Origin of the sequence: Cryobacterium sp. MP_M3 (genome assembly GCF_015752155.1) — a bacterium.
GTDB lineage: Bacteria > Actinomycetota > Actinomycetes > Actinomycetales > Microbacteriaceae > Cryobacterium.
In genome coordinates this window covers 1-26,361 of record NZ_JADOVI010000009.1, presented here as the reverse complement: position 1 = coordinate 26,361, position 26,361 = coordinate 1, and the positions used below count along the sequence as shown (strand labels likewise).

The 26,361-nt window shown below is 70.1% G+C and carries 24 protein-coding genes and 1 tRNA gene; 11 read left to right on the top strand and 14 right to left on the bottom strand.

From position 1 onward, the window contains the following. Positions 1 to 1,167, top strand: a complete 1,167-nt coding sequence (locus IWX89_RS11410; RefSeq protein WP_196903685.1) for an acyl-CoA dehydrogenase family protein — start codon at positions 1 to 3, stop codon at positions 1,165 to 1,167. Further along, positions 1,160 to 2,506: a threonine/serine exporter ThrE family protein gene (locus IWX89_RS11405; protein WP_196903684.1), complete on the top strand. Its 1,347-nt coding sequence runs from the start codon at positions 1,160 to 1,162 to the stop codon at positions 2,504 to 2,506. The genes IWX89_RS11410 and IWX89_RS11405 overlap by 8 nt, the downstream gene beginning before the upstream one ends. Before the next feature lie 30 nt (positions 2,507 to 2,536). Here IWX89_RS11405 and IWX89_RS11400 read toward each other — a convergent pair whose 3' ends face one another. Further along, on the bottom strand, positions 2,537 to 2,779 hold the full coding sequence (locus tag IWX89_RS11400) for a hypothetical protein (RefSeq protein ID WP_196903683.1): 243 nt from the start codon (positions 2,777 to 2,779) through the stop codon (positions 2,537 to 2,539). A gap of 188 nt (positions 2,780 to 2,967) precedes the next feature. Between IWX89_RS11400 and IWX89_RS18825 the strand changes: the two genes are divergently transcribed. Together IWX89_RS18825 and IWX89_RS11395 are read left to right on the top strand one after the other, a co-directional pair. After that, a complete protein-coding gene (locus IWX89_RS18825; RefSeq protein WP_255453709.1) occupies positions 2,968 to 3,090 on the top strand; it encodes a hypothetical protein in 123 nt (40 codons plus the stop codon). A gap of 111 nt (positions 3,091 to 3,201) precedes the next feature. Then, positions 3,202 to 4,071: a metal-dependent hydrolase gene (locus IWX89_RS11395; RefSeq protein ID WP_196903682.1), complete on the top strand. Its 870-nt coding sequence runs from the start codon at positions 3,202 to 3,204 to the stop codon at positions 4,069 to 4,071. Between the two features lie 72 nt (positions 4,072 to 4,143). Here the strand turns inward: IWX89_RS11395 and IWX89_RS11390 are convergent, their stop codons facing one another. From IWX89_RS11390 to IWX89_RS11380, 3 genes are read right to left on the bottom strand one after another with little or no spacing between them, the layout of a single operon-like run. Continuing rightward, a complete protein-coding gene (locus tag IWX89_RS11390; RefSeq protein ID WP_196903681.1) occupies positions 4,144 to 5,337 on the bottom strand; it encodes an acetyl-CoA acetyltransferase in 1,194 nt (397 codons plus the stop codon). Beyond that, entirely contained in the window at positions 5,334 to 5,987 is a 654-nt protein-coding gene (locus tag IWX89_RS11385) for a CoA transferase subunit B (protein ID WP_196903680.1), read from the bottom strand. The genes IWX89_RS11390 and IWX89_RS11385 overlap by 4 nt, the downstream gene beginning before the upstream one ends. 44 nt (positions 5,988 to 6,031) lie before the next feature. After that, positions 6,032 to 6,748, bottom strand: a complete 717-nt coding sequence (locus tag IWX89_RS11380; protein WP_196903679.1) for a CoA transferase subunit A — start codon at positions 6,746 to 6,748, stop codon at positions 6,032 to 6,034. Between the two features lie 177 nt (positions 6,749 to 6,925). On the opposite strand from IWX89_RS11380, the gene IWX89_RS11375 reads away from it, so the two are divergent. Continuing rightward, positions 6,926 to 7,729, top strand: a complete 804-nt coding sequence (locus IWX89_RS11375; protein WP_307836525.1) for an IclR family transcriptional regulator — start codon at positions 6,926 to 6,928, stop codon at positions 7,727 to 7,729. Between the two features lie 30 nt (positions 7,730 to 7,759). On the opposite strand, the gene IWX89_RS11370 is transcribed toward IWX89_RS11375, so the two are convergent. The 5 genes from IWX89_RS11370 to galU all read right to left on the bottom strand — a co-directional run bounded on the left by IWX89_RS11370 (position 7,760) and on the right by galU (position 11,633). Then, positions 7,760 to 8,365 carry a TetR/AcrR family transcriptional regulator gene (locus IWX89_RS11370; RefSeq protein ID WP_196903677.1) on the bottom strand — a complete coding sequence of 202 codons (606 nt, stop codon included), beginning with the start codon at positions 8,363 to 8,365 and terminating at the stop codon, positions 7,760 to 7,762. A 337-nt stretch (positions 8,366 to 8,702) separates the two neighbouring features. After that, positions 8,703 to 8,775 (bottom strand) — tRNA-Ala (locus tag IWX89_RS11365). 107 nt (positions 8,776 to 8,882) lie between these two features. Next, positions 8,883 to 9,911, bottom strand: a complete 1,029-nt coding sequence (locus tag IWX89_RS11360) for a hypothetical protein (protein WP_196903676.1) — start codon at positions 9,909 to 9,911, stop codon at positions 8,883 to 8,885. A 72-nt stretch (positions 9,912 to 9,983) separates the two neighbouring features. After that, positions 9,984 to 10,643, bottom strand: a complete 660-nt coding sequence (locus tag IWX89_RS11355; RefSeq protein ID WP_196903675.1) for a GNAT family N-acetyltransferase — start codon at positions 10,641 to 10,643, stop codon at positions 9,984 to 9,986. A 96-nt stretch (positions 10,644 to 10,739) separates the two neighbouring features. Beyond that, positions 10,740 to 11,633, bottom strand: a complete 894-nt coding sequence (galU, locus tag IWX89_RS11350; protein ID WP_196903674.1) for a UTP--glucose-1-phosphate uridylyltransferase GalU — start codon at positions 11,631 to 11,633, stop codon at positions 10,740 to 10,742. 34 nt (positions 11,634 to 11,667) lie between these two features. Here galU and IWX89_RS11345 point away from each other — a divergent pair, with 34 nt between their 5' ends. The 3 genes from IWX89_RS11345 to mscL all read left to right on the top strand — a co-directional run bounded on the left by IWX89_RS11345 (position 11,668) and on the right by mscL (position 13,103). Continuing rightward, the gene (locus IWX89_RS11345) at positions 11,668 to 12,246 is read left to right on the top strand and encodes a 5-formyltetrahydrofolate cyclo-ligase (RefSeq protein ID WP_196903673.1); all 579 of its coding nucleotides are present in this window, start codon (positions 11,668 to 11,670) and stop codon (positions 12,244 to 12,246) included. Positions 12,247 to 12,342: 96 nt separating this feature from the next. Continuing rightward, positions 12,343 to 12,672, top strand: a complete 330-nt coding sequence (locus tag IWX89_RS11340) for an FmdB family zinc ribbon protein (RefSeq protein WP_196903672.1) — start codon at positions 12,343 to 12,345, stop codon at positions 12,670 to 12,672. Positions 12,673 to 12,683: 11 nt separating this feature from the next. Continuing rightward, positions 12,684 to 13,103, top strand: coding sequence for a large conductance mechanosensitive channel protein MscL (gene mscL, locus IWX89_RS11335; RefSeq protein ID WP_196903671.1), 420 nt, complete (start codon positions 12,684 to 12,686; stop codon positions 13,101 to 13,103). Between the two features lie 133 nt (positions 13,104 to 13,236). On the opposite strand, the gene IWX89_RS11330 is transcribed toward mscL, so the two are convergent. Both IWX89_RS11330 and IWX89_RS11325 read right to left on the bottom strand, forming a co-directional pair. Next, positions 13,237 to 13,470: a hypothetical protein gene (locus IWX89_RS11330; RefSeq protein ID WP_196903670.1), complete on the bottom strand. Its 234-nt coding sequence runs from the start codon at positions 13,468 to 13,470 to the stop codon at positions 13,237 to 13,239. After that, complete coding sequence (locus tag IWX89_RS11325) at positions 13,467 to 17,195, bottom strand: AAA family ATPase (protein ID WP_196903669.1); 3,729 nt, start codon at positions 17,193 to 17,195, stop codon at positions 13,467 to 13,469. The genes IWX89_RS11330 and IWX89_RS11325 overlap by 4 nt, the downstream gene beginning before the upstream one ends. Before the next feature lie 139 nt (positions 17,196 to 17,334). On the opposite strand from IWX89_RS11325, the gene IWX89_RS11320 reads away from it, so the two are divergent. Further along, positions 17,335 to 18,327: an adenosine deaminase gene (locus tag IWX89_RS11320; RefSeq protein WP_196903668.1), complete on the top strand. Its 993-nt coding sequence runs from the start codon at positions 17,335 to 17,337 to the stop codon at positions 18,325 to 18,327. A gap of 38 nt (positions 18,328 to 18,365) precedes the next feature. Here the strand turns inward: IWX89_RS11320 and IWX89_RS11315 are convergent, their stop codons facing one another. Further along, complete coding sequence (locus tag IWX89_RS11315) at positions 18,366 to 19,382, bottom strand: magnesium and cobalt transport protein CorA (protein ID WP_196903667.1); 1,017 nt, start codon at positions 19,380 to 19,382, stop codon at positions 18,366 to 18,368. 89 nt (positions 19,383 to 19,471) lie between these two features. Between IWX89_RS11315 and IWX89_RS11310 the strand changes: the two genes are divergently transcribed. Further along, complete coding sequence (locus IWX89_RS11310; protein WP_196903666.1) at positions 19,472 to 20,191, top strand: 4'-phosphopantetheinyl transferase superfamily protein; 720 nt, start codon at positions 19,472 to 19,474, stop codon at positions 20,189 to 20,191. Between the two features lie 18 nt (positions 20,192 to 20,209). Here the strand turns inward: IWX89_RS11310 and IWX89_RS11305 are convergent, their stop codons facing one another. Further along, positions 20,210 to 21,538: a M1 family metallopeptidase gene (locus IWX89_RS11305; protein WP_196903665.1), complete on the bottom strand. Its 1,329-nt coding sequence runs from the start codon at positions 21,536 to 21,538 to the stop codon at positions 20,210 to 20,212. 8 nt (positions 21,539 to 21,546) lie between these two features. After that, complete coding sequence (locus tag IWX89_RS11300) at positions 21,547 to 25,473, bottom strand: Pls/PosA family non-ribosomal peptide synthetase (RefSeq protein WP_307836523.1); 3,927 nt, start codon at positions 25,471 to 25,473, stop codon at positions 21,547 to 21,549. A gap of 165 nt (positions 25,474 to 25,638) precedes the next feature. Between IWX89_RS11300 and IWX89_RS11295 the strand changes: the two genes are divergently transcribed. After that, a complete protein-coding gene (locus IWX89_RS11295; RefSeq protein WP_196903664.1) occupies positions 25,639 to 26,073 on the top strand; it encodes a helix-turn-helix transcriptional regulator in 435 nt (144 codons plus the stop codon). Positions 26,074 to 26,361 lie beyond the last annotated feature (288 nt).

The following is a 26,361-nucleotide window of genomic DNA, read 5'->3' as shown; positions in this document are numbered from 1 at the left end:
GTGACGACGTCCGACAGCCTCTCCCCGCTCGGCGACGACCTCCTCGAACGAATCCGTTCCCGGGCCCCCGGCCACGACCAGGCCAACACCTTCCCCACGGAGGACCTCGCCGAGCTCGCCGCCTGCGGCTACCTCCGCGCCCTCGTTCCGATCGAGTTCGGCGGCCTCGGCCGGAGCCTCCGCGACGTCGCCCGCGACCAGGTTCGCCTCGCGGCCCACGCCCCGGCGACGGCCCTCGCCGTCAACATGCACCTGGTCTGGACGGGGGTCGCCCGCACCCTGCACGACCACGGCGACACGTCACTCTCGTTCCTCCTGCACGAGGCCGGCACCGGGGAGATCTTCGGTTTCGGCGTGAGCGAGCCAGGTAACGACCTGGTCCTGACCGGTTCGATCACGGATGCCCGCCCGCAGCCAGGCGGCGGCTACCGGTTCACCGGCACCAAGATCTTCACCACCCTCTCCCCTGCCTGGACCAGGCTCGGCACCATGGGGCTGGACACGACCTTCCCGGACGCACCGAAGATCGTGTGGGCCTTCCTCGACCGCAGCGATCCCGGCATCAGCCGCAAGGACGACTGGGACACGCTCGGCATGCGCGCCAGCCAGAGCCAGACCACCGTGCTCGACGGCGCCCTCGCCCGGCCCGACCGGGTGTTCCGCCGGCTCGATCCCGGGCCCAGCCGCGACCGGCTGATCTTCGCGATCTTCGCCAACTTCGAGATCCTCCTCGCCGCCGTGTACAGCGGCATCGGCCGCCGCGCCGTCGAACTCGCCGTCGAAGCGGCCGAGCGACGCACCTCCCTGCGACATGACGGGCGCACCCTCGCCCAGGATCCGGACATCCGCTGGCGCGTCGCGGAGGCCGCGATCCTGATGGACGGCATCTATCCGCAGATCGACGCGCTCGCCGCCGATGTCGACACCCTCGTCGACCACGGCCCACAGTGGTTCGCCCTGCTCTCCGGGCTCAAGCACCGTGCCACCGAGACCGCAAGGCTGACCGTCGACCAGGCCATTCGCGTGACCGGCGGCAGCAGCTACTACGCGGGCAGCGAGCTCGGGCGGCTCTACCGGGATGTGCTTGCCGGTCTGTTCCACCCGTCCGACGCCGAATCCGCACACTCCACGGTCGCGGCGGCCTGGCTGGGGCCGATCGATGTCTGATCCGACCACCAGCATCGGCGTCTTCGACAACGCCGCCTACACCCGTTCGGTTCTCGACCTCACGATGCGCCTGGCCGAGGTCATCTTCGCCGCCGGCGCCGGCGCGGAGGACGCGACGGCCGCGATGGAGGCCATCACCCGCGCCTACGGGCTGAAGGGCACCGAGGCCAACATCACCCACACGATCATCTCGCTCACACACGAAGACCCGGGAACCCACGAGTCGATCACCCGCAGCCGCAATGTGAAGTACCGATCTCTCAACTACGGCAAGCTCACCGCCACCTCCGAGTTGATCGTGGACCTGCTCGACCAGCCGATGGAGGTCTCGGACGCCCGCAAGGCCCTCGCCACCATCGTCAGTTCCAAGCCGCAGGTCCCGGCCCTCTACCGGCGACTGGGCTGGAGCCTCGTCGGCGCCGGGGCCGCCGTGCTCATCGGCGGCGGGCCGATCGTGCTCGCGGCGGCGTTCGTGGCCACCTTCTTCATCGACATGATCACGACCGCCCTCGACCGGCGCCAGGCTCCGCTGTTCTACCAGAACGTCGTCGGCGGCGCGATCGGCCCGATCGTGGCCGCGATCGTGGCGTTGATCGACCCGACGGCGAACCCGTCCCTCGTCGTCATCGCGACCATCATCATGCTCCTCGCCGGGGTGACCACCTTCGGCGCGGTGCACGACACCCTCTCCGGGTTCTACCTGACCGGCACGGCGCGGCTGATGGAGGCGCTCCTGATCACCGGGGGGCTGGTCACCGGCGTCGCCGGCGCGTCGCTGCTGCTCGCGCGGTTCGGACTCCAGCTGAGAGTGGACGCCAACCTGACGCCGACCCTGGCCGACCTGCCGGTGCTGCTGCTGGCATCCATGGTCATCGTGATCGGTTTCGGCCTGGCCGTGCAGGTTCCCTGGCGCGCGTTCTGGGTGGTCTGCGCGCTCGGCGCCGTTGCCGAGTTCCTCTACCTGGCGGCCGCCTCCGCCGGGTTCGGTCTGGTCTGGTCGTCCGGTGCCAGTGCCATCGGCGTCGGCCTGGCCGCGGCGGTCGCCGCCCGGATCGTGCGCACTCCCCCACTGGTCATCGTCGTCACCTCGCTCGTGCCGCTCGTGCCAGGCCTGATCCTGTTCCGCGGGCTGTTGCAGCTCTCCGACGGCGACATCAACGGGCTGCTCAGCCTGCTGACGGCCGGCGCGGTCGCGGTCGCCCTGGCTGCGGGTGCCATCCTCTCCCAATACGTCGTTCAGTTCGTCTGGGGCCCGGCCCGGCGCCTGCAGCGTCGGTTCGTCGGCCCGCTGATGGCACTGCCTGTGCGGCTCAGCCGCAGTCCGGGCAAGCGGATCTAACTAGTCGGGAACGGCCTAGTCGGGCACGCCCTAGTTGGGTACGTCCGCTTCTCCCTCGGTGTCGTGCAGGTCTTCGACGTAGCGGTAGGAGATCGGCTCTTCGGTCACATGCCCGATTTTGAATACGCGGCGAACGGTGGCACCGTCCTCGGTCACCTCGAGAGTGACGGTCTGCTGGTAGCCGCCGTCGACGTATTCCAACTCCCGCTCCGTGCCGGCCGCGATCGGGTTGGCGCCGTAGAAGATTGCTCGGTAGGTGGTCTTCTCGTTCATGATCTCCCAATCTGTGTCGGTCAGGGTGTGCCGCTCAGGATCGCCCGCCGCGGGTCGGCGGCTCGCTGCAGACAGACTACGACGGAGAAGCACTGTTGCACAGGGCGGAGCCGGAAGATGCCGATTCCCGCGAATCCGCGTAGGGTCGAAGTCACGGTGCCGCTGGGGCTCGGATCGAAGGAGTACACATGGCTGACAAATCGCCCAAAAAAGACGCGACCAAGAAGGTTGCCGGAAAGTCCTTGAAGGAAAAGCGTGCCGACAAGCACGCCAAGTCCAACGAAACGGCTGAAAAGGCCCGCAAGGCCTAGCGCCTCCTCCACCATTACCGAGGGTGCCGCCACGTGTGTACGCGGCGGCACTTTTGCTGTGTCCGCCCCGCGCCCGTCCGCGCGCGGCGGCCCGTTCGAAAGGATCCGATCGTGACGCTGCCCCTCGAGGACACCCTGGTCGGGTACCCGTCCGGTGAGACCGAGAACTCCACCACAGTCCTGCACGCCGAACGCCGGCCCGACGGTCGCCTCGCGGTGCTGCTGGAGCGCACCTGCGTGCACCCGGTCGACGCCGGCTGGCCCGACCAGGGTGCCGACCGTGCCGTGCTCCGCGTCGCTGGAGCCGAACTGCCGGTGCAGGACTGCGTCGTCGGAGCGACGGACGGTGCCACGCTGCACCTCGGCCGGGACATCCCGGTCGGCAAGAGCACGGAAGGATGGGCGTTCGTCGTCGTGCACCTCCTGGCCGGCGACGCCGCCATCGCCGAGGGCGACCAGGCCGAGGCCGTCGTCGATCCCGGCTACCGTCGCCAGATGTCCGCGGGGCATACCGGATGCCACCTGGCCTCGCTCGCGCTCAACCGCGCCCTCGCCGAGCGGTGGAAGAAGGAGACCCGGCCCGACGGCCTCGGCCACCCCGATTTCGACGGCGTGGCCATCGACGTGTCCCTGATCGGCGAAAACGGGTCCACCGACACCTACCGGCTCGGCAAGTCCCTGCGCCGCAAGGGCTTCGTCACCGACGGCTTCGTCGACGGCCTCGCCGAGGTGGAGGCCCAGGTCAACGCGAGCCTGGCCGAATGGATGGCCACGGGGGCGAGCGTACGGATCGACCGAGACGGTGACCGCCTCACCGACCGCCGGTACTGGGTGCTCGAACTTCCCGGGCACACCGTGCGGATTCCGTGCGGCGGCACGCATCCGTCGTCGCTGGCGGAACTGGGTTCGGCCCGGGTCGAGCTGTCGACCGCCGATATCGACGGCACAACCGTGCTGACCATGGTCGCGTTCGTCGGCTGATCGGCCGTGCCGGCGGGTTCCATTCCGGTTCGAGAGCGCGTCCACGGGCGGCGGACACCGCTCGGGCTCGGGTCAGACGGCCTCGAGCACGCTGACGTAGTTGGCGACGCCGACGCCGCCCATGTTCTGCACTACCGCGCGGCGCGGCGCCGGCAGCTGCATGTCGCCGGCCGTGCCGGTGAGTTGCATGGCCGAGACGACATGCTGCGAGACCCCGGTCGCGCCGACCGGGTGGCCCTTGGCTTTGAGCCCGCCGGAGATGTTGACCGGCAGCCTCCCGTCGCGGTAGACCCAGCCCTCCTCGACCGCCCGGCGCCCCTCGCCTGGGGCGGTCAGGCCCATCACCTCGTACATGATCAGCTCGGCGATGGTGAAGCAGTCGTGCACCTCGGCGAAGTCGAGGTCGTCGAGCCCGACCCCCGCCATTCGCAGGGCGCGTTCGAAGGAGACCCGGGTGGCCGCGAACTCCGTCGGGTCGCGGCGCGCGGCCGGCAGGAAGTCGTTGGCGTGGCCGAAGCCGGCCAGGCGCACCGGATCGGTGGCGGCGCCGGCGGAGCGGGCCGTCCCCGTCGTGAGCACGAGGGCCGCGGCCCCGTCGGAGACCGGGGAGCAGTCGGTGCGGCGAAGCGTTCCGGCCACGATCGGGTTCTTGTCCGAAACGGTCCGGCAGAAGTCCTCACCCAGGTCACGCCGCAACTGGGCGAACGGGTTGTCGACCCCGTTCCGGTGGTTCTTCGCGGCGATCGAGCCGAGCACGTCGCCGATGGCGCCGTACCGGTCCTCGTAGGCGCCGGCCACGACGGCGAAGAGCCCCGCGAAGCCCGACGTGGACGGTTGCCCGGCCAGGTCGTAGTCCGCGCCGAGGAGGGCCGAACCGACCAGCTCCGGCGACGCATCCGTCATCTTCTCCGCGCCGATCACAAGCACCGTGCGGGCGGTTCCGGCGAGAATCGCCTTCACGCCCTGCTGGAACGCGGCCGAGCCGGACGCGCAGGCGTTCTCGACCCGGGTGGCCGGCACATTGGCGAGCGCCGGGTCGGTCTGCAGCGCCAGCGATGACGGGAAGCCCAGCGGGACCAGGCCGGAATTGAACTGGCCCAGGTAGATCTCGTCGATCTGGGCGGCCTCGACGCCGGAGTTCTCGATCGCCTCGGCGGCGACCCGCACGATCAGCGATTCGAGGGTGTCCTCGGTGAGCTTGCCGAACCGGCTGTGGCCCCAGCCGGTCAGGAGCACGTCCGTGCCGAATTGTTCCTTGAGACTCATTCGCCCACCACTTCCAGTATCGCGACGCTGAACGCCGACTCGGTCTTGTTGCGGATCTCTTCAACGCTGACCCCGGGCGCCAGCCGGCGGAGCACGAGGCCGGCGTCGGTGACGTCGAACACGGCCAGGTCGGAGATGATCCGGTCGACCACCGCGACTCCGGTCAGCGGCAGGGTGCAGGTCTCGACGATCTTCGGGGAGCCGTCCCTGGCCACGTGTTCGGTCAGCACGACGACCCGAGGTGTCCCGGCGACCAGGTCCATTGCACCGCCCATGCCCTTGACCATCTTCCCGGGGATGGTCCAGTTGGCGAGGTCGCCGGTGCCGGAGACCTGCATGGCACCGAGGATGGCGACCTTCACGTGCCCGCCGCGGATCATTCCGAACGAGGTTGCGGAGTCGAAGATCGACCCTCCCGGCAGCACCGTCACGGTCTGCTTGCCCGCGTTGATCAGGTCCGCGTCCTCCTCCCCTTCCCACGGGAACGGTCCCATGCCGAGCAGGCCGTTCTCGCTCTGCAGCGTGACGCGGATGCCGTCCGGCAGATTGTTGGCGACAAGGGTCGGGATGCCGATGCCCAGGTTGACGTAGTCGCCGTCGCTCAGTTCTTCGGCCGCGATCGCAGCCATCTCGTCTCTGGTCCAGGTCATTGTCAGGCTCCTTGGTCGAAAATCTCGGTCCGGGTCAGGCCGCGTCAGGCCGGCACGGCGACGGGCCGGGGCCGCACGGTGCGCTGCTCGATGTTCTTGTTGCGCCGGGTCGCCTGGACCAGGCGCTGCACGTAGACCCCGGGGGTCACTACGTGGTTCGGGTCGATGTCTCCCGGCGCAACGATGTGCTCGGCTTCGGCGACGGTGATGCGTCCGGCCGTCGCCACGATCGGGTTGAAGTTGCGGGCCGTGTAGCGGTAGACGAGGTTGCCCTCTGTGTCGGCGAGATGCGCGTGCACCAAGGCGACGTCCGCGATGATCGCGCGTTCCTGCAGGTAGGTGACGCCGTCGAACTCGGCGAGCGGCTTTCCCTCGGCGATCAGAGTGCCGACACCGGTCTTCGTGTAGAACGCGGGGATGCCGGCGCCGCCGGCCCGCAGTCGCTCCGCGAGCGTCCCCTGGGGGCTGAACTCCACCTCGAGCTTCCCGGCGAGCAGCTGCTCGGCGAAAAGCTTGTTCTCGCCCACGTAGGAGGCGATCACCTTCCGCACCTGGCCGGCATCGAGCAGGCGACCCAGGCCCAGGCCGTCGACGCCCATGTTGTTGGAGACGATGGTCAGGCCGGTCACCCCGGACGCCTGCACCGCGTCGATCAGGTCCGCGGGGATCCCGCTGAGCCCGAATCCGCCGACGGCCAGCACCATCCCGTCGCGCAACACATCTACTAGCGCGTCGGCGGCGCTTCCCAAAACCTTGGACATGGAATTCTCCTCATCGAGCAATTCTGAGTATCCACTTTGTGGACACGTCGTCTGTCGGCCATGCTAGGCGGCGAATTGGACCTCTGTCAATTGCCTACGATTCGCTATGCTTGCGATCAACCACTCCGTGAACAGCAGGCTCGCGGATATCCACATTATGGACGCATTGGAGAGATTGTGACCGAGAACCACGGAAGCCCCGTGCAGGGCGCGCAGGTCGTCGGGCGCATCGCCCTGCTGCTCCGATTGGTGGGGCGCAACCCGGCCGGCACCCCCCTGGCCGAGATCGTGCGGGATTCGGGCCTGACCAGACCCACCGTGCACCGCCTGCTCAGCTCGCTGGCGGCTGAAGGCATCCTCGACCACGACCCGATCAGCCACACCTGGCACTACGGCCCGGAGATCTTCGTGATGGGGGCTGTCGCCGCCCAGCGCTATCCGATCGAGGAGCTGGCCCGGCCCAGCCTGCGGCGCCTGGCCGAGGAATCCGGGGAGAGCGCGTTCCTGTCCATCCGGCGCGGCGCTGAGACCGTCTGCCTCCTGCGGGAGGAGGGCAGCTTCCCGATCCGCTCCTTCGTGCTGCACGAGGGCGTGCGCTTCCCGCTCGGTGTCGCCTCGGCCGGGATCGCCATCCTGGCATTCCTCCCCGACGCAGAGGTGGAGCAGCTGCTCGTGCAGGACGAGCCCTTCGTCGCCCGGTGGGGAGAGGAGCATTCGCCCCACGCCATCCGCGCCAACCTCAGTCGAACCAGGGTGACCGGGTACTCGGTGAACCCCGGGCTCATCTTCGAGGGCAGCTGGGGCATGGGCGCCGCGATCTTCGACCGCGCCAACCGGCCGACCTGGGCGCTCTCCCTGACCGGGATCGAGCCGAGATTCCGGCCCGAGCGGCAGCAGGTGCTCGGCCAGCTGCTGCTCGAGGAAGCCAACCGGATCACCCGGCTCCTGCAGAAACCGGGCCTCCCCGGCCATTCCGCCTGAGAAGTGCGCGCCGCGACCGCGGTCGAGTCGTCAGAGGTACCGTTCCGGTGCTACGGCCCCCAATGTCACGAGCGCACGGTCCAGCATTTCCTCGATCCGCTCGGGGAGGTCCTCCCGCGCGGAGAGGCGATTGGAGATCTCCTGGACGCCGGAGAAGTAGCCGACGAGGTGCCAGGCCTCCCTATCGGCATCGAGCCCCGGGCGGATCTCGCCGGCAGCCTCGGCCTCCCGGAGCAGCGCGCCGATGCGCGCAATCCACCCCACGTAGGGCATCGGCAGTGCGACGGGAATCAGGTGGTATTCCCGCATGAGCCGCACGGCGGCCCGAACCCGCACGTCGTCGCGGAACGCGCCTGCGACGCTGCGGATCGACGTGACCACGGCTTCGAGCCCGTGAACGGTGTCGACTCCGAGCACATTCGCGAACGGCGCCTGAGAGAACGCGGAGCGCACAATGGCCAGGGCAATGTCCGATTTCGCTTTGAAATGGTACTGGACCAGACCCTTCCCCGTGGCCGATTTCTCGGCGATGAGGGCGATCGAGGTGCCGGCGTAACCGCGGTCGGCGAACTCGATCGCGGCGGCGGCGAGTATGCGCTCGCGGGTCTCCACGGAGCGAGCATCACTGCGAACCACCAGAACCTCCCCACATGTTGTACGATCGTACTAGTTCCGTGGTGAGATTCGATACTCGAATGACCGTGGGGGATACAGGGGCCCGGGACGAGGCCACCCCGGCCAGGCTTACGGCCTGGCTGGGGCAGCCCTCCGATTCGCCCCGCGAGGCAGTCGGCCACGACGGAGAAACCCGCGCCGCGCCGACTGAGCGGGCGCGAATCCCGGCGTGTTGCGAAATTCTCCGGTTCGACCGTGGGCGCCGGGCGAGTGAAGACCGAAGACGGATGCCGCCCAGCCCGCATTAGCGGCACGAAGAAGGCCCCCGGTTTCCCGGGGGCCTTCTCATCGTGCTCGGTGGAGCTAAGGAGATTCGAACTCCTGACCTTCTCATTGCGAACGAGACGCGCTACCAACTGCGCCATAGCCCCTTACCGCTTATGCAGAATATCACGCGCGAGGACCACGTTTGAGCAGACCGGCCGTCGCGCCTCGATTCGGGCGGTCCTTGGGCCGAATACTCCGGCAGTTCGGAGGGTCAGCCGACGGCGCGGCGGCGGCGCAGCACAGCGTCGAGGTCGGTCATTCCCGGGGCGGTCTCGCCGACCACGCCCATCGACGCGAACCGGTTCGCTGCGGCAGAGACGGCCGGTGCGGCTGTCTGCGCGGCGGCCGGCGCGGCTTCGCGGCCGGCAACCCCACGCTTGAGCGGCGTGACGGCTACCGCGAGCTGGGCGGCGCGTCTGGCCACCTCGGCCTCCGCGGCCGCCTTCCGGAGTCCGGCCGCGGCATCCGCCGACGCCATGGCTGTCTGGGCGATTGTGCCAGGAGCAAGGTGAAGGGGAAGCGGGAGCGGCTGGGGCGTCCAGGTCGGGGTGACCACCGGGACCTCGTCGAACTGAACCGGCTCGAACCGCTGGCCGGCCCTCGCCGGCGCTTCCGCATTTTCGCCGCCGGTGCCGCTGCCCCGGAGCCGGGACGCGTCCCGGGTCGTGCGGGCCAGTCGCGACAGGGATCCGAAGGCGAGCGCGGCCGCAGCCGCGCCGACCGCAGCCAGTGTCCAGGTGCCGCCCGCCACGCCGGACAGTACACCACTGACCAGGAGCACGACACCGACGAGCAGGACAAGGGTGGAGAGCGCCCGACCGCGACGAAGTCGCCGGGAGCGCAGGAGGCTTGCTGAAATGGGAGGTCCTCGCCTTTCCGAACGGTTGGCTGCGGCCCGCGCCGCCGTGTCACGACGCCCGGCGGCCGCGGCATCCGCCACCGCACGCCGCTCGGCCGTCGCGGCGCCCGCCACGGCGCGGGCCTCTGCCCTGGCGTCGTCTTCGGCCTGGGCCAGCAATTTGCGCTGGGAGACCACGGTGCGGGCGTTCGCTTCGAGGCGCACCTGCTGGGGCACCTCCGAGGTCTCCGCGAGGATGCGCAGCGTCTGCTGCAGCCGAACGGCGTTTCTCTCGGTGGTGACATACTGGTGCCGGCGCGCCCAGGTCGGCATGAGATAGGCCACCCAGAGGGCAGCGGCGACCGCCACCATCACTCCCCCACCCAGGACCTCGCTACTCATGCTGTCTACGCTAGGAGCGCAGCGGCCATCTGCGGCTGATTACCGAGGGTGTGTCACCGAGATCGGCAGAATTCATCGGTCGCTGATCGGCAACGGATGCGCCGCCGCAGCCCGGTCCAGCACGCTCACCATGGCGGCCTCCGGGGAGACCGCGCCCTCACGCCAGCGGCGCAGCACGCCCTGCCGAACCTCTTCGGCCACGAGGGCGAAGCAGTAGTGGTCGCGCCAGTCGCCGTTGATGTGGATGTACCGGCGGCGCAGGCCCTCGTAGCGGAAGCCGAGCTTCTCGACCACCCGCAGCGACGGCGCGTTCTCCGGGCGAATGCAGATCTCCATCCGGTGCAGGCCGAGCTGCCCGAAGCAGTAGTCCGTGGCCAGGGCGACGGCGATCGGCGTGATCGCCTTGCCGGCAAACCGTTCTCCCACCCAATAGCCGATGGTCGCCGACGACAGCGACCCCCAGGTGATCGAGGACACGTTCAGCTGGCCGGCGAGCTCGCCACCGTACTCGATCAGGAACGGCAGGCCGTGCCCGCTGCGTGAGTGCGAGAGCAGGCTTCGGATGCTGGACCTCGTGTCGAAGGACATTGGCGCGTACGGGCTTGTCGCCTCCCACTTTCGCAGCCAGCCGCGGTTCTCCATCAGCGCCTGCTCGAGCGCCTTGTCGTCGCGCAGCCGCACGGGGCGCAACGTCACTTCACCCTCGTGAAGCGTCGGAATCGCGATCGCCACTGCCTGCCCGTCTCCTCATGCCCGATGGTGTGTCACACAATGTAGCCGACCTGCCGGGCCCGCCGCTCCTCAGGCGCCGCGCCTGAGTCGCCTCGTTCAGTCGAGGGTGGCGACGAAGTCGTGCAGCCAGGGGCGGAGGTCGGGGCCGAGGTCGTCGCGGTCCACGGCGAGCTGCACGATGGCCTTGATGTAGTCGAGGCGGTCGCCGGTGTCGTAGCGGCGGCCGCGGAAGATGACGCCGTAGACGCCGCCGGTGGTCTCCGGGGTTTCGGCCATCTCCTGCAGGGCGTCGGTGAGCTGGATCTCGTTGCCCTTGCCCGGCGCGGTGTGCTCGAGCACGTCGAACACCTCGGGGCGGAGCACGTACCGGCCGATGATGGCCAGGTTCGACGGGGCATCCTCCGCGGCCGGCTTCTCGACCAGGCCGGTCACCCGCACCACGTCGGGGTCATCGGTGGGCTCGACCGCGGCCGCACCGTAAAGGTGGATCTGTGACGGGTCCACCTCCATCAACGCGATGATGCTCGCGTTGCGGTTGCCCTGCTCGGTGAGCATCTTGGAGAGCAACGGGTCGCGGGCGTCGATGATGTCGTCGCCGAGCAACACCGCGAACGGCTGATCTCCCACGTGCATCCTCGCGCGGAGCACCGCATGGCCCAGGCCCAGCGGGTCACCCTGGCGCACATAGTGCATGTCAGCCAGATCGGTGGCGTGGTTGACCTTGGCCAGCCGGCTCTGGTCGCCCTTCTTCTCCAGGATCGACTCGAGCTCGGTCATCCGGTCGAAGTGGTTCTCCAGGGCGTTCTTGTTGCGGCCGGTGATCATCAGCACATCGGTCAGGCCCGCATCCACGGCCTCCTCGACCACGTACTGGATCGCCGGCTTGTCAACGACGGGCAGCATCTCCTTCGGCATCGCCTTGGTCGCCGGCAGGAAGCGAGTCCCCAGCCCGGCAGCGGGAATGACAGCCTTCGTAATACGTGTACCCATGGCCCCTACGCTATCGGCATCTAGGATGACTTGTATGGACTCCGACATCGCTCACCGAAAGCGGGCGCTCCGCGCCGAGTTGCGGGAGCGCCGCCAGAACATGACGTCTGCGGAACGGGATGCCGCCACGGCCGGGTTCACCGAAAACCTGCAGAACACCGTCCTTGACCTCTCCGCCCGGTCCATTTCCTGTTACCTGTCCGCCCGCAACGAGCCGAACACCCGCCCATTCGTGAACTGGGCCGAGGCCCAGGGCATCAAGGTGCTGTTCCCTGTCTCCCGTGACGACGGACTGCTCGACTGGACCGTCGGGGAAGACGAAACCGAGGTCGAGGGTCTCGCCGGCGTTCCGGAACCGGCCGGCGAGTTGCTGGGTCCGATCGCGATCAACGACGTCGACCTCATCATCGTTCCGGCGGCGGCCGTCGACCGCACCGGCCTGCGAATGGGCTGGGGCCGCGGCTACTACGACAAGACCCTCGGGTCGATGGAGAAGTGCCCCCCGGTCTACGCAGTCGTCTTCGACGGCGAGTACCTCGACGAGGTGCCCCGCGAAGTACACGACCAGCCCGTCGACGGTCTGGTCACCCCCACGCGGATCATCGCGTTCTAACCCGAAACCATTCTCACAACACGCCTTCTCACATCACATCCACAATCGGAGATCACGGTCCGCGCTCGCGGCCCGGGTCCCACCCCCGGAGTTCCAGTGCCTACCTATTCCTACCGTTGCACCGAGTGCGACACCGCCTTCGACATCCAGCAGGCCTTCACCGATGACACGCTGACCGAGTGCCCCAGCTGCGGCGGCAAACTCCGCAAGGTGTTCTCATCGATCGGCGTGAGCTTCACCGGGTCGGGTTTCTACCAGAACGACGCCCGATCCGACGCGAAATCGGCCCAGCAGGCCAAGACGAAACCGTCACCCACGCCAGCTGAGAAGAACTCGACTAGTTCTTTGAAGTCCGAAACTAAGTCCTCCAGCCCGGCCGCGCCACCCACTACCATCAAGAGCGCGGCGACCCCAGCCGCCCCCTAGGAGGTACGACAATGATCAACGGTTTCAAAGAATTCATCATGCGTGGCAACGTCATCGACCTGGCAGTCGCTGTCGTCATCGGCGCGGCGTTCACTGCGGTCGTCACCGCCATAGTCGAGGGACTCTTCACTCCGCTGATCGGTGCCATCTTCAACGCGGACAGCCTGAAGACCGCGCTGCTGGTCGGCCTGCCGGGTGGCGGCAACCTGGCGTTCGGCCTCGTGCTCTCGGCCATCATCAACTTCCTGTTGATCGCCGCCGTCGTGTATTTCGTCTTCGTGATGCCGATCAACCGCATGAAGGAGGCCCAGGAGCGCCGTCGCGCCGCCCTGGCTCCCGCCGGCGCCGAGACCGCGGCTCCGCTCACCGAGCTCGACCTTCTCGCGGAGATCCGCGACCTCCTCGCCACCGAAGCACCCAAAGCGCCGTAGCCGAACGGGCCGGCGCGGCAGTCCCGCGTCGACGCCGATCCTGTCGCCGCGCCCGGTTCCGCACCCCGCTGCCGCCCCGGCGGTCGCGTCCTGCCGGATCGGGCGCGGATCCGGATTCGGATGCGCCGGGCGCCTACCAGTGCGGCGGACGGTCCTGACGGAGCCGGGAATCGTTCTCGCTGCGGGCAGCCCTGGCGTCCCCGCTCGCCGGCGCGACACCGCCCTCTTCGCGGAGCACCGGCGGATGCGGGTTGGGGTCGGTGTCCGGCGCGGGCATCAGCTTCGCGCGGCGTGACCGCCCCGGCTGCTTGACGACCGCCTGCCGCGGCTTGCTGGAATCCGAGCCGGCGGGGGTATCCCCGCTCATTCGGCCGGGGACCGCTTGACCCCGGCCAGGGCGGCCACCCGCGCGGCGACGGCATCGGGGTTGCTGAACAGTTCGAAGCTGTGCACCCGCAGGTAGTGCCAGCCCAGGCGCCGCAGCACCTCGGGCCGGAGCCTCAGCGACTCGCGGAGGCTTGACCGGCCGACCACGGCGTCCGTCTCGACGACGACGGCACGGCCGGCGTGGGAGCCGGCCAGGGCCAGCTTGCCGCGGTGGCCGAGCGAGACGGTCAGGCCGAGGCGTTCGAGCCGGCGGGCGAGGTCGACGAGCATGGCCTCGCTCGCGTCGGGCACTTGCGCCTCATTGCGGCGCGCCTCGGTTTCGCTGAGCACCTGGGACAGGGCGAGGATGCCGTGGCGTTGGCGGTCTTCGTCGATGTCGGCCGGACGAAAGCAGGAGACGATGTCCATCGCCCGCCTTGCCCTCGTCATCCCGATCGCCAGCAGCCGCTCGCCGCCCGGTTCGCCGAGCGAGCCGAAGTTGGTGAGCAGGCGCCCGTGCGGGGTACGGCCGTAGCCGATGGAGAAGATGACCCGGTCGCGGCTCTGCGCCACAGCCTGCTCGAGGGTGAGCACGGTGAACGGTTCGGCGCGGTCCTTCAGGATGAAGTCGGACAGGTCGGTGCGCTTGGAGAACGCGGAGAGCACTGCCTGGTGCACCCGCACCGAGTGGCGGGCGCTGGCCGTGATGACCATGAGCGATTCCCTGGGCCGCTTGACGGCGTGGTCCATGACGAGTTCGACGACCTTGGCCACCTCGGCGTCGACGCTCTCGACGGCCCCGCTGTCGGCGTCGGGCATGCCGTGCCCGCCCGCGACGTAGTTGAGCGTGAGGCTGCCGTGGCCGAGGAAGCTGCCGGCCCAGGGCAGGGAGTCGATCCGGCCGCCGTAGAAGCGGTGGTTGACGATTTCGGCCAGGTCCTCGCCGCCGGCCCGGTAACTGCGGGTGAGCGTGAGGGTGGGCAGCAGCTCGCCGAGGCGAGCGAGGGCGGAGTCGGCGTGGAGGGCGTCGACGTTGGTGTCCTGGCCCGACCTGTCGTCGCCTGACTCGCTGATCCCGGTCTCGAACGCAGACGGGGTCTGGGTCACCGGGTCGCCGAAGGCGACGATCTGCTTGCCCCGGCGGATGGCGCCGACGTTCTCGGCGAAGGTGGTCGCCCCGGCGTCCACCAGCAGCACGGTGTCGAAGCCCATCACATCGTCGAGGCCGGCCACCTCGTACGGCGAGGCGAGCCAGACCGGCGCGAGGACACGGCCCAGGTGCGGCGCCGCCTTGTGCAGCCGGGTGGGCGTCGCCCGGTCGGCGCGGAGCAGCCGGCGGAGGTTGTCGGCTTCCTCGGGCCAGTCGACGACGCCGATCTTCCAGGTCTCGGCGAGCAGCCAGGCGAGCAACTGACCGGTGGTGGAGGCGTGCGCCTCGTCGACGAGTTTGAAGTCGGCCTCGAGTCGGTCGAGCACCTGGGTGTTCGCGTTCAGGAGGGCCTTGTCGCCGCCGAGCATGGTCTCGAGCACGGACTGCCACCAGGCGAGCTCGAGTTCGCCGGCGACGTCCTTCTCGGAGACGTGGCGCTGGGAGAGGTCGGTCATCAGAGGGTCGAGGTTGTGCTCGCGCAGCGTCGCGAGCAGTGCGGTGCGTTCGTGCAGGTTGGCGAGCACCTCGCTCTCGGCGGCGAGCCCGGAGATCGTGTAGATGAGTTCCTTGATCGGCCGGGCGGACAGCTGGCGGGTGGTGCCGGCGGTGCCCAGGGGGATGTCCAGGCTCGCCAGGTCTTCGGACACGCGCTGGAAGGCGACGTGGACATCCGAGATCCCGACCGGGACCTCGGGAGTGACCCCGGCGACGACGTAGCGCTGCCACAGGGTGCGCTGCTGCTGGATGCGCCGCAGGCTCTCGTTCATGTCGCTGACGTGCACGCCCGGACGCAGGTATTCCTCGGCGAGCCTGCGCAGCCGGCGGCGGCTGGATGAGGGCATCTCCGCCGACTCCCGGCGTGACCCGGTCGCGGCGATCAGCTCGGTCAGCGGCCGGTCGAAAACGGCAGGCTGGAACTTGTCGAGGGTCTCCCGGATGTCGAGGAGCAGCCGCAGGTAGATCCCGAGTTCGGCGATCGTCTCGAACGGACGCAACCGGGTCTGGCCGACGAGTCCGGCCGCGCGCTCGAGCAGGCGCGGCAGCTCGACCTGGTTGACCCGTTTGGCCAGCTGGTGCGCCGCTGACGCGTCCGCGGTCGACGTGAACGAGGCTCCGTACCAGGGCGAATCGCCGGGCCCGTACCGGAACTCACCGAGCGCGGCAGCCTTGATCAGCGTCGCAGCGGCGGCCGCGCGCCCCTGGGCCAGGCGTTCGAGGGCGCGGCGGTCAAGCCGGGCGGTCGTCGAGGGGGGCGAGGGGAGCTGGGCGAGACGCGCGAGCTCGCCGAGGGCGTCGAGCACCGAGACGCCGAGGGCACTGTCCCGGCGGGTGAGGGCCGAGCGGTAGTCGAGCAGCACCTTCCGCAGGCGCACAAGGGCATCGTCCACATCGCCGACCATCGGCTGGGCGGCCTTCTCGTTGCGGGTGATCGACTGGATCAGGTCGCGGCGCAGGGTGCGCGGGGTGACGGCCACGCCGGGCAGCCCCACCTGCACCAGGCGGTGGGCGATGCCGTCGAGGCTGGACCGCCGGGCGCTGACCACGAGCACGCGCTTGTGCTGGGAGATGAGCGAGCCGATCGCATTGACGATGGTCTGCGTGCCACCGGTGCCCGGCAGGGTCTTCACGACCAGGGAGTTGCCGGCCGCGATCTGGGCGACGACGTTCTCCTGCTCGGAGTCCGCGTCGAGGAGGAGCGTGTCGGTGGCCGGCGGGCGGGCATCCTGCCCGATCGGCACGACCGGGTTGTAGGCGGTCTCGATGGCGCGTCGCGCGTTCTGGTTGCCGGCGACGGCGTCGAGCAGCGGATGCTCCAGCCGGGCCGCGTCGGCGGCCAGCGCCCGCCCGACGTCGGCGAACGACGAGGCGACGAGGCGCGGGACGACGTTGAACCAGGGCAGGTGGGAGGTGAGCCCGCGCAACCGGTCGATCACGGGTTGCGGCTTGAAGGCACCGTTGGTCACCGCGAGGGCGACGAACGCGTCAGCATCGAGGGTGATCTGGAACTGGTCCGCCAGGGCTCGGGCCAGCTCGGGGTTGAGGAACGGCGCCCCCTTGAGCTTGAGCTCGAAGTCGCGGCCGTAACGGCGGATCGCGAGCGGACGCAGCAGGACCGGGGCGGTGTAGTCGACATCGCCGTGGCGCCACTCGGCCAGGCCGATCGCGAGGTGCACCGACTCGATGCCGCGCATCGAGCGCAGTTCGATCCCCTTCTGCGTGATCTCCCCGGCCGCGAGACGCGCGTTGCGCAGCGCGAGTTCGTCGCGGATCAGGTTGGAGAGCAGGGTGGTCTTGCCGGTGATGAACTGCGGGAGCCCGCCCGGGTGGGTGGCGCTGAGCTCGATCCGGGTGCGGGGACCGTCGCTGAAATGCAGCAGCGGCGAACGGCCGCCGACGTCGGCGAGTTCGTCACGCCAGCGCTGCCAGGCCGGGTCCGCCACATTGCCCACCGAGAGGGCCGGGTCGCCGAGGCTGACCGCATGCGCCGAGGCGAGATTGTGCGGGTCGGCGGGGGAAGCATCCTGAATTTCCGACAGGATGCCGTCATCATCTAGTTTTCTATCGAGGCGCCACACATCGACACCCTAAGTCAGACTCGCCCGTTTCCCGGTGAGGCGGCCCGGGTTTCGCCGGATTTGCGCGGAAAATCGGCCCGGGAATGCCCCTGGCGGCGGGTGGGCGGCAGCCGGCTCCTCCGCTTGCGAGAATGGGGCAATGAAAATCCCCCTGGTCGAACTCCACCTGCACATCGAGGGCACCCTCGAACCCGAGCTTATTTTCGACCTGGCCGCGCGCAACGGGGTCACCCTGCCCTGGGCGTCCCTGCCCGAATTGCGAGCGCAGTACGAGTTCGACGACCTGCAGTCGTTCCTGAACCTGTATTACCGCAACCTCAACGTGCTGCGTGAGCGGGTCGACTTCGGCGACCTGACCCGCGCCTACCTCGAGCGGGCACGAACGGCCGGGGTGCGCCATGCGGAGATCTTCTTCGACCCGCAGGCCCACACCAGCCGGGGCATCCCGCTGCTCACCGCCCTCGGCGGGGTGCGCGACGCCCTCGACACCTCGGAGGTGGACTGGGGCATCAGCACGAAGCTGATCGTGACCTTCCTGCGGGACCGGCCGGCCGCCGAGGCGCTGGCCATGCTCGGGGAGATCCTGGCCAGCGACTTCCGGATCGACGGGATCGGACTCGATTCCGCCGAGGTCGGCTACCCGCCCGAGCTTTTCACCGAGGTCTTCGAGCTCGCCCGGGCGAACGGGCTGCACCTCGTGGCGCACGCCGGCGAGGAGGGCCCGCCCGCGTACGTCTGGCAGGCCCTCGACCTGCTCGGCGTGGAACGGGTCGACCACGGCATCCGCAGCCTGGAGGACGAAGTGCTCCTGGACCGGCTGGTGCGGGAGCGGATTCCGCTGACCGTCTGCCCGTTCTCCAACGTGCGCCTGCGGGTGATCGACACCCTCGCCGACCATCCGATCGTGCGGATGCTCGACCGCGGGCTGCTCGCCTGCATCAACTCCGACGACCCCGCCTATTTCGGCGGGTACATCGACGACAACCTGGCCGCGCTCGACCGCGAGTTCGGGCTCGGCCCGGACCGGCTCGCCCTGCTCGCCCGGAACGGGATCGAGGCGTCGTTCCTGGACGCCGCCGGGAAGGCGACGCTGGCCGCCGAGGTCGACGCCTGGCGGGCCGCGCAGGCCTAGACCTCGACTCAGAGCTAGAGCTAGAGCTAGAGCTAGAGCTAGAGCCAGCCGTTCTTCTTGAAGACCCAGTAGAGGCCGAACCCCATCGCCACCATGAGCCCGAGCGCGAACGGATAACCGAACACCCATTTCAGCTCGGGCATATGGGTGAAGTTCATGCCGTAGATCGTGCCGACGAGGGTGGGCGCGAACAGAATGGCCGCCCAGCTGGAGATCTTCTTGACTTCCTCGCTCTGGGCCAGGCTGGTCTCGGAGAGCCGCCGGGTCTCGTCATTCTGCCGCTGGGTGACGAGGGTGCTGTGCACGATCAGGGCGTTGTCGAGGAGTTGCCGGAACGCGTCGCCGCGCTCGGCGACGCGCAGGGTGTGGTCGAGCACGTCCCGGAGGTGGTGGTGCAGTTCGACGTCGACGCTGTACTTGCCGAAGCCGCGCTGGAGAGCCTCGAGCATGCCGACCAACGGCTGGGTGGCCCGCTGGAACTCGATCACCTCACGGGAGAGCGCGTAGATGCGCCGGGAGACCTTCTGGTCCCCGTCGAAAAGCTGGTCCTCGATCTCGTCGATGTCGTTTTCGAGGCCCGCGACGACGGGACCGTACTCGTCGACGATCTGGTCGAGGATGGCGTAGAGCACCGCCTCAGGGCCGAACGCCAGCAGTTCGGGGGTCGACTCCATCCGTTCGCGCACCTTGGCCAGGTTCGGGGATTCGGCGTGGCGGATCGTGACGACGAAGTCCGGTCCGACGAACACGTGAAGTTCGCCGAATTCGACCCGTTCCTCGTCGTCGATGTAGCGGGCCGGGCGCAGCACCACGAACAGGATGTCGTCGAAGCGCTCGAGCTTGGCGCGCTGGTGACCCTTGAGGGCGTCCTCGACGGCCAGGTGGTGCAGGCTGAACTCGGCCGCGACCGAGCGCACCTCCCGCTCCGACGGCCGGTACATGCCGATCCAGGCGAATCCGTTGTTCGCCTTCATGACCTCGTAGGTCTCGTCCAGCGTCTTCGGGGTCGCGGCCCGGTGGCCGTCCACGTAGATCGCGTTGTCGATCAGTGCCATCGGTTCTCCTCGTGTGCAGGTTCCAGTGTCGCACCGGGGCGAGCGGGGAAGTGCAGGACACGGCCCGATCCGCCCGCTAGCGTGGGGGCGTGACTGACGAGCGAACGCCCGATGTCTTCGTCGTCGTGGGGCCGCGCGGCGAGACGGATGCCGCCGACCGCGCCTTCCTGCTGGCCGCCGCCGGCTGGGTTCTCGGTTCCGTCCCCAGCACCCTGTCGCTCGACCGGCGCTGCCCGACCTGCGGCGGCGCCGACCACGGCCGGCCGTTCGTCCGCGGGGCCGGCATCGCGGCGGGCGGCACGTCCGGCACCGGACGCCGGCTCGACGTCAGCCTCAGCCGGGCGGGAGCCACCGTCGGGGTCGCGCTCTCGTTCGCCGGCCCCGTCGGGATCGACATCGAGAGCGTCGATGCGGTCGGCCGCGCCGGTTTCGACGACGTAGCCTTCAACCCGGTCGAGCTCGCCGCACTGGCCGAGCTGCCGGCCGGGGACGCCGCCCGGGCCCGCGCGGAGATCTGGACCGGCAAGGAGGCCGCGCTCAAGGCGGTCGGGGTCGGCCTCCGGGAAGACCCGAGAACGCTCACCGTCCGCCTCCCGCGGCCGGGAGAGGTGCACCCGCATCTCAGGGCCCAGCCCGGCCACGCACTCCCCCGCGTCCTCCCCCGGCTCGCCGCCTTCGATGCCGGGCCCGGCCTGGCGGGCACGGTCGCCGTGTTCACCGCGGCCGAGCCGGCCGTGCGGGTGCTCCCGACGGGGCGCATCCGCGGCCTGACGCAGCCCGTGACCGAGGCCGCCGAACCGCCGGACTGACCCGCGGCCGTGGCCCGGTCAGAGCTTGGGCAGTGCGGTGCGGAACAGCCAGCGGTCGATGATGCGGTGAACCTCACCGCTGCCCGTGTGCACGGTGAAGAACTCGACGAAGTCGCCGGTCGACACCGAGCCGTGCCGTCGTTCCCTGGTGTACGCGCGCACCGCCCCGAAGAAAGCGTCGTTGCCGAGCGCCCGCCGCAACGCGTGCAGGGCCAGGGCGCCGCGCTTGTAGACCCGGTCGTCGAACATGTCGTGCGGGCCCGGGTCGCCCACGATGATGTCGCGCGGCAACGCGTCGACCTTGGCCCGGTACCAAGCGGCGCTCTCGTCGGCCGTGCGGCCGCCGCTGGCCTCCGCCCAGAGCCATTCGGCGTAGCAGGCGAACCCCTCGTGCAGCCAGATGTCCTTCCAGAGCCCGACGGTCAGGCTGTTGCCGAACCACTGGTGGGCGAGTTCGTGCGCGATCAGCCGGTCGCTGCCGTGCAGCCCGTCCACGTGGTTGCGGCCGAAGACGGCCAGGCCGTGGGCTTCGAGCGGGATCTCGAGTTCGTCGTCGGTGACGACGACCGAGTACGTGTCGAACGGGTACGGCCCGAACAGGCCGCTGAACAGGGAGATCATTTCGCCCAGCCGGCCGAAGTCGACGCTGGTCTCGTGGGCGAGGTTGGCCGGGAAGAAGATCCGCTGGGCGACCGGGGCCGCGGCCACGTCGGTGCGGCGGTACCGGCCGATCAGCACGGAGGCCAGGTAGGTGGCCATCGGCTCGACCACCACGAAGGTCCACGAGGTGCGCCCCGAGCGGGACGACCGGGAGACCAGGTTCCCGTTGGCGACGACCGTGTACGGGTCCTCGCAGGTCACCCGGAGCCGGAAGGAGGCCTTGTTGCTCGGGTGATCGTTGCACGGGAACCAGGAGGCAGCGCCGGTCGGCTGGCTCGCCACGAGCACGCCGTCGTCCAGTTCCTCCCAGCCGACCTCACCCCAGATGCTGCGCAGCGGATGCGGCGCCCCCCGGTACCGCACGGTCACCTCGAACCGCTGGCCGGCCTCGATCGTGGTCGCCGCGGTGATCGTGAGCTTGCGCGCCGACTGGGAGACCTTTCGCGGCCTGACCCCGTCGACGGTGACCCGGTCGACGCTGAGCCCGTCGAAATCGAGGCTGAACCGATCGAGCCGCATCGAGGCCACGGCCGTGATGGTCGCGGTCGCCCGAAGCTGGTTCGTGGCCACCCGGTAGTCGAGGTCGAGGTCGTAGTGCACGGCACGGTAGCCGCCGTTCCCGTTCGAGGGAAGGTAGGCGTCGCCGGCGGACGCCGAGCCGAAGGTCGGGAGCAGGGTTTGAGGCATGATGGGGATCAAGTCTGCCACGGCGGCTGGTACCAGGGCGAAATGGGGTTCCCTGCCCAGAGCGACCCGGCCGGCACGCGTTCGCCGCGCATCACCAGGGAGGCAGGCCCGACGGTGGCCCCCTCGTCCACGGCCGCGGCCGGGAGGATGACGCTGTGCGGGCCGAGGGTCGAGCCGGCACCGAGATGCACCCGGTCGAGCTGCATGATCCGGTCGTGGAACAGGTGGGTCTGCACCACGCAGCCCCGGTTGACGCTCGCCCCGTCGTCGATGCTGACCAGGTCGGCCTCGGGCAGCCAGTAGGTCTCGCACCACACCCCGTGGCCGATCCGGGCGCCGAGGCTGCGCAGCCAGACCGAGAGCACCGGGGTTCCGGCGGCCTTGGCGGCGAACCAGGGCCGGGCCACCATCTCGACGAAGCAGTCCGAGACTTCGTTGCGCCAGATGAAGGACGACCAGAGCGGATGCTCGGTCGCGTCGATCCGTCCGACCAGGCTCCACTTGGCCACCGTCGTGACCCCGGCGGCGACGGCGCCGGCGCCGAGCATGACGATCCCCGACAGCGCGACCGTCCAGCCGAGGCCGAGGCTGAGCCACAGCCCGTCGAGGGCGGCCAGCACGCCGAGCGCGATCAGGGCCGTGACGATCACCGGCACGATCCGCAACACCTCCCAGAGGGCACGGGCGGTGCGCAGGCGGACCGGCGGCAGGAAGGTGCGGGCCTCGTCGACATCCGTCACGGTTCGCCGCAGCCGCTCGGGCGGGTTGCCCAGCCAGGACGAGCCGCGCTTGGCCTTGCGCGGCGTGGAGGAGAGCACGGCGACGAGCCCGTTGCGGGGAACCGTGCGACCCGGGCCGGCGATGCCGCTGTTGCCGAGGAACGCCCTTCGTCCGACCTTGGCCCGGCCGATGCGCAGCCAGCCTCCGCCGAGCTCGTAGCAGGCCACCATGGTGTCGTCGGCGAGGAAGGCGGCCGGGGCGATGGTGGTCAGCGACGGGATCAGCAGCACGGTCGACGCCTCGACCCCGGCGCCGACCCTGGCACCGAGCAGGCGCAGCCAGACCGGGGTGAGCAGGCTCGCGTAGATGGGGAACAGCAGGGTGCGTGCGCCGTCGAGGATGCGTTCGGTCATCCAGACCTGCCAGCCGATCCGGCTGCGCACCGGGTAGTACCCCTCCCGGAGGCCGACTCCGACCAGCCGCACCGTGGCGACGACCAGCGTCGCGTAGACCAGTCCGGCGACCACGACGGCGAGCGGGGTGGCCCAGGCGGCCCGCCAGAGCGCATCGGCGAGTGTCGCAGCGTCGCCCACGGCGGCGCCCACCACCAGCACGCCGAGCCCGGCGGCCACGGCCGGGATGGCGGTCATGCCGACCGCCCCTGCCGCGAACGCGATCAGCCAGCGGCGGGCCCGCGGCGGACGCTCGGCCGGCCACGACCCGCGGGCCGCACCGACCCGCACGGCCGGCGATCCGGCCCACCGTTCACCGTCGGGCACCTCGCCGGAGACGGCGGCACCCGGTTCGATCACGGCGCCGGCGCCGATCCGGGCACCGCCGAGCAGGGTGCTGCGCGCACCGATGGTCGCCTCGGCGCCGACCTGCACCCGTCCGAGCCGGAGCACGTCCCCGTCGAGCCAGTAGCCGGCCAGGTCGGTCTCCGGTTCGACGGCCGCGCGGGCGCCGATGGTCAGCATCCCCGTGACCGGGGGGAGCGCGTGGAGATCGACGTCCTCGCCGACCTCCGCGCCGAGGGCGCGGGCGTAGTAGCTGATCCACGGCGCCCCGGCCAGGCTGGCCGCGTCGACGAGCAACGCGACCTGTTCGGCCAGCCACAGGCGCAGGTGAACGGATCCGCCCCGCGGGTAGTCCCCCGGTTCCACGCCGCGCAGCAGCAGCCTCGCGGCGACGACGGAGATGGCCATCTTTCCGGGCGGGGTGACGAAGAGCAGGAAACCGAGGGCGACCCACCACCAGGAGATGGTCGGCGCGAACGTCGCCCCAGCCCAGGCCGCGAGCAGGTTGTTCGCCACGGCGAGGAAGACGAGCCAGCGCGCGCCGACGAGAACGTGCAGAGGGATGCCGAGCAGCGTCTGGGCGATCCGGCTGCGCGCGGGCACCGGGAGGACCTCGCGCACGATCGTCGGCGCCGGGGGCACCCTGGCGTCGAGCTCCTCGGCGAGGGCGCCGATCCGGGGATGGTCGTAGACGTCGGAGATGCGCGTATCGGGGTAGCGCTCCCGGATGGCGGAGACGAACTGGGCGGCGGAGAGCGACCCGCCGCCGTGGCCGAAGAAGTCGGCGTCGGGCCCGTCGACCGGAACGCCGAGGATCGCGGCCCAATGCCCGGCCAGCCAGGCCGCCGTGGGGGTCAACGGGGCGGCCTCCCCTCCGCTGGTGGCCGGGAGAGGCCACGGCAGCGCGGCCTTGTCGACCTTGCCGGAGATGCGAGTGGGGAGCTCGTCGACGAGGGCGATCAGCGGCACGAGCGCGGCCGGGAGTGCCTCACGGAGCCGGTCGGTGGCTGCCGCCCGGTCGAAGGTCGCCCCGTCAGCGAGGGCGAGGTAGCCGACGAGCACCTGGTTTCCGGCGGGGGTCTTCTGCACGACCGCGGCCGCGCCGGCCACGTCGGGCAGCGAACGCAGGGCCGCCTCGACCTCGCCGAGTTCGATCCGCCGGCCGCCGAGCTTCACCTGGTCGTCGGCGCGGCCGACGAACACCAGGCCTTCCCGCTCGAACCGCACCAGGTCGCCGCTCCGGTAGGCGCGTTCCCAGCCGAGCCCCGCGTGCGGGGCGTACTTCTCCGCGTCCTTGGCCGGGTCCAGGTAGCGGGCCAGCCCGACGCCGCCGATGATGAGTTCGCCGGTGCCGCCGTGCACCACCCGGGTGCCGGCGGCATCCACGACGGCGAGGTCCCAGCCGTGGAGCGGAAGCCCGATCCGTACCGGGTCGGTTCCGTCCATCAGCGCGGCGCAGGCCACGACGGTGGCCTCGGTCGGTCCGTAGGTGTTCCAGACCTCGCGTCCGGGGGCGACCAGACGGGCGGAGAGCTCCGGCGGGCAGGCCTCGCCGCCGAAGATGAGCAGCCGCACCTGCTCGAGGGCTTCGTCCGGCCAGAGCGCGGCGAGGGTGGGCACCGTCGACACCACCGTCACGCCGTGGGCGATCAGCCATGGCCCGAGGTCGGCGCCGGATCGCACGAGTGAGCGGGGAGCCGTGACGAGGCAGGCGCCGTAGCGCCAGGCCAGCCACATCTCCTCGCAGGAGGCGTCGAAGGCCACCGACAGGCCGGCCAGCACCCGGTCGGCGGTCCCGATCGGTTCGGAGCGGAGGAAAAGCCCGGCCTCGGCGTCGACGAACGCCGCCGCCGACCGGTGGGTCACGGCGACGCCCTTGGGCACCCCGGTCGACCCCGAGGTGAAGATGACCCAGGCGTCGTCGTCCGGGGTGGGGATGACCCCGGGCGCGTGGGCCAGCGCCAGGTCGTCCCCCGGTGGCAGCGGTCGTTCGGCCAGCGTCGCCTCGTCGACGGTGTCGGCAAGTTCGAACCGGCCGGCCCGTCCGACGACCCCGATGACCCGGGCCTCGCCGAAGACGAGCCGGGCACGTTCCTCCGGGTCGTCGGCGTCGACCGGCACGTACGCGGCCCCGACGACGAGGGTGGCGAGGATGGAGACGTAGAGTTCGCGGGTGCCGGACGGAATCCGGATGCCGACCTTGTCGCCCCGGCGCACCCCAGACGCGCTCAGTTCCCCAGCCTGCTCGGAGACCAGGCGCATGAGTTCGCGGTAGCTGACGGCGCCGTCCTGGTCCTCGAGCGCGAGCGCGCTCGGGTGGGCGGACGCCGTCTCGACGAGGATATCGACGAGGGTACGCACCGGCGCGGCTTTCGTTCCGGCCGCGAGCACGTTCTGGTCGGGCTGGATCTGGGTCACGCAGGCTCCTCGTCCGCGGCGGAGTGGCGGTCCCGCGACGCGATGCCCCAGTTTAGAGCCCGCAGGTGACCGGCAGGGAAACTGTGTCGGCACGAGTCCAGGCCGCCGCCCGGGCCGGCCCGGCGCCTCTTCCCTGCCCCGCCGGCGAATGCTACTTTCACTCTCATGAACCCCGAACGACTCGTCGACCTCGCGTACCTGCGGCGGGCGCGGGACATGATCGACCGGGACTACGCCCTCCCCCTGGACGTGCCGACGATGGCCGCCCGCGCCCTCATGTCGCCGGCGCACTTCTCACGGCAGTTCCGCGCCGCCTACGGCGAGACCCCTTATAACTACCTGATGACGCGACGGATCGAACGGGCCATGGCCCTGCTCCGGGCCGGGACGAGCGTGACCGACGCGTGTCTGGCAGTCGGCTCCACGTCGCTCGGTTCGTTCAGTTCACGGTTCTCCGAGCTCGTCGGCGAGACGCCGAGCGCGTATCGCCGCCGGGAGCACCCGGCCGTGTCCGCGATGCCCGCCTGTGTGGCGAAAGCGGCGACCCGGCCGACCCGGGTCACTCCGGCGCAGGCCACTGCAGTTCCGGCCGGCCGCTGATCGTCACGGCCGGGCCGCCGGTTCGCCGTGGTCGAAGCGAACCCCGGGTGGTTGAACCGCCGTCGGTCGAGCCGTCGGTGGTCGAACCGTCGGTGGTCGAACCGTCGGTGGTCGAACCGTCGGTGGTCGAGCTTGTCGAGACCCGAGACCCGAGACCCCAGACCCCAGACCCGGTACCCCGACCCGAGACCCAGAGACCCCGTGACCGGGGGTCAGGGCCGGGTTGTGCTGGCCGTGCGGGCGCGGTTCTGGTTGGCGGGGTGCCAGTTTTGTTTCGGGTCGTACCAG

Coding starts and splice junctions, on each gene's coding strand:
- IWX89_RS11405 (WP_196903684.1), top strand. CDS start 1,160: ATGTCTGATCCGACCACCAGCATCGGCGTCTTCGACAACGCCGCCTAC.
- IWX89_RS11400 (WP_196903683.1), bottom strand. CDS start 2,779: ATGAACGAGAAGACCACCTACCGAGCAATCTTCTACGGCGCCAACCCG.
- IWX89_RS18825 (WP_255453709.1), top strand. CDS start 2,968: ATGGCTGACAAATCGCCCAAAAAAGACGCGACCAAGAAGGTTGCCGGA.
- IWX89_RS11390 (WP_196903681.1), bottom strand. CDS start 5,337: ATGAGTCTCAAGGAACAATTCGGCACGGACGTGCTCCTGACCGGCTGG.
- IWX89_RS11385 (WP_196903680.1), bottom strand. CDS start 5,987: ATGACCTGGACCAGAGACGAGATGGCTGCGATCGCGGCCGAAGAACTG.
- IWX89_RS11380 (WP_196903679.1), bottom strand. CDS start 6,748: ATGTCCAAGGTTTTGGGAAGCGCCGCCGACGCGCTAGTAGATGTGTTG.
- IWX89_RS11360 (WP_196903676.1), bottom strand. CDS start 9,911: ATGAGTAGCGAGGTCCTGGGTGGGGGAGTGATGGTGGCGGTCGCCGCT.
- galU (WP_196903674.1), bottom strand. CDS start 11,633: ATGGGTACACGTATTACGAAGGCTGTCATTCCCGCTGCCGGGCTGGGG.
- IWX89_RS11345 (WP_196903673.1), top strand. CDS start 11,668: ATGGACTCCGACATCGCTCACCGAAAGCGGGCGCTCCGCGCCGAGTTG.
- mscL (WP_196903671.1), top strand. CDS start 12,684: ATGATCAACGGTTTCAAAGAATTCATCATGCGTGGCAACGTCATCGAC.
- IWX89_RS11330 (WP_196903670.1), bottom strand. CDS start 13,470: ATGAGCGGGGATACCCCCGCCGGCTCGGATTCCAGCAAGCCGCGGCAG.
- IWX89_RS11320 (WP_196903668.1), top strand. CDS start 17,335: ATGAAAATCCCCCTGGTCGAACTCCACCTGCACATCGAGGGCACCCTC.
- IWX89_RS11315 (WP_196903667.1), bottom strand. CDS start 19,382: ATGGCACTGATCGACAACGCGATCTACGTGGACGGCCACCGGGCCGCG.
- IWX89_RS11305 (WP_196903665.1), bottom strand. CDS start 21,538: ATGCCTCAAACCCTGCTCCCGACCTTCGGCTCGGCGTCCGCCGGCGAC.
- IWX89_RS11295 (WP_196903664.1), top strand. CDS start 25,639: ATGAACCCCGAACGACTCGTCGACCTCGCGTACCTGCGGCGGGCGCGG.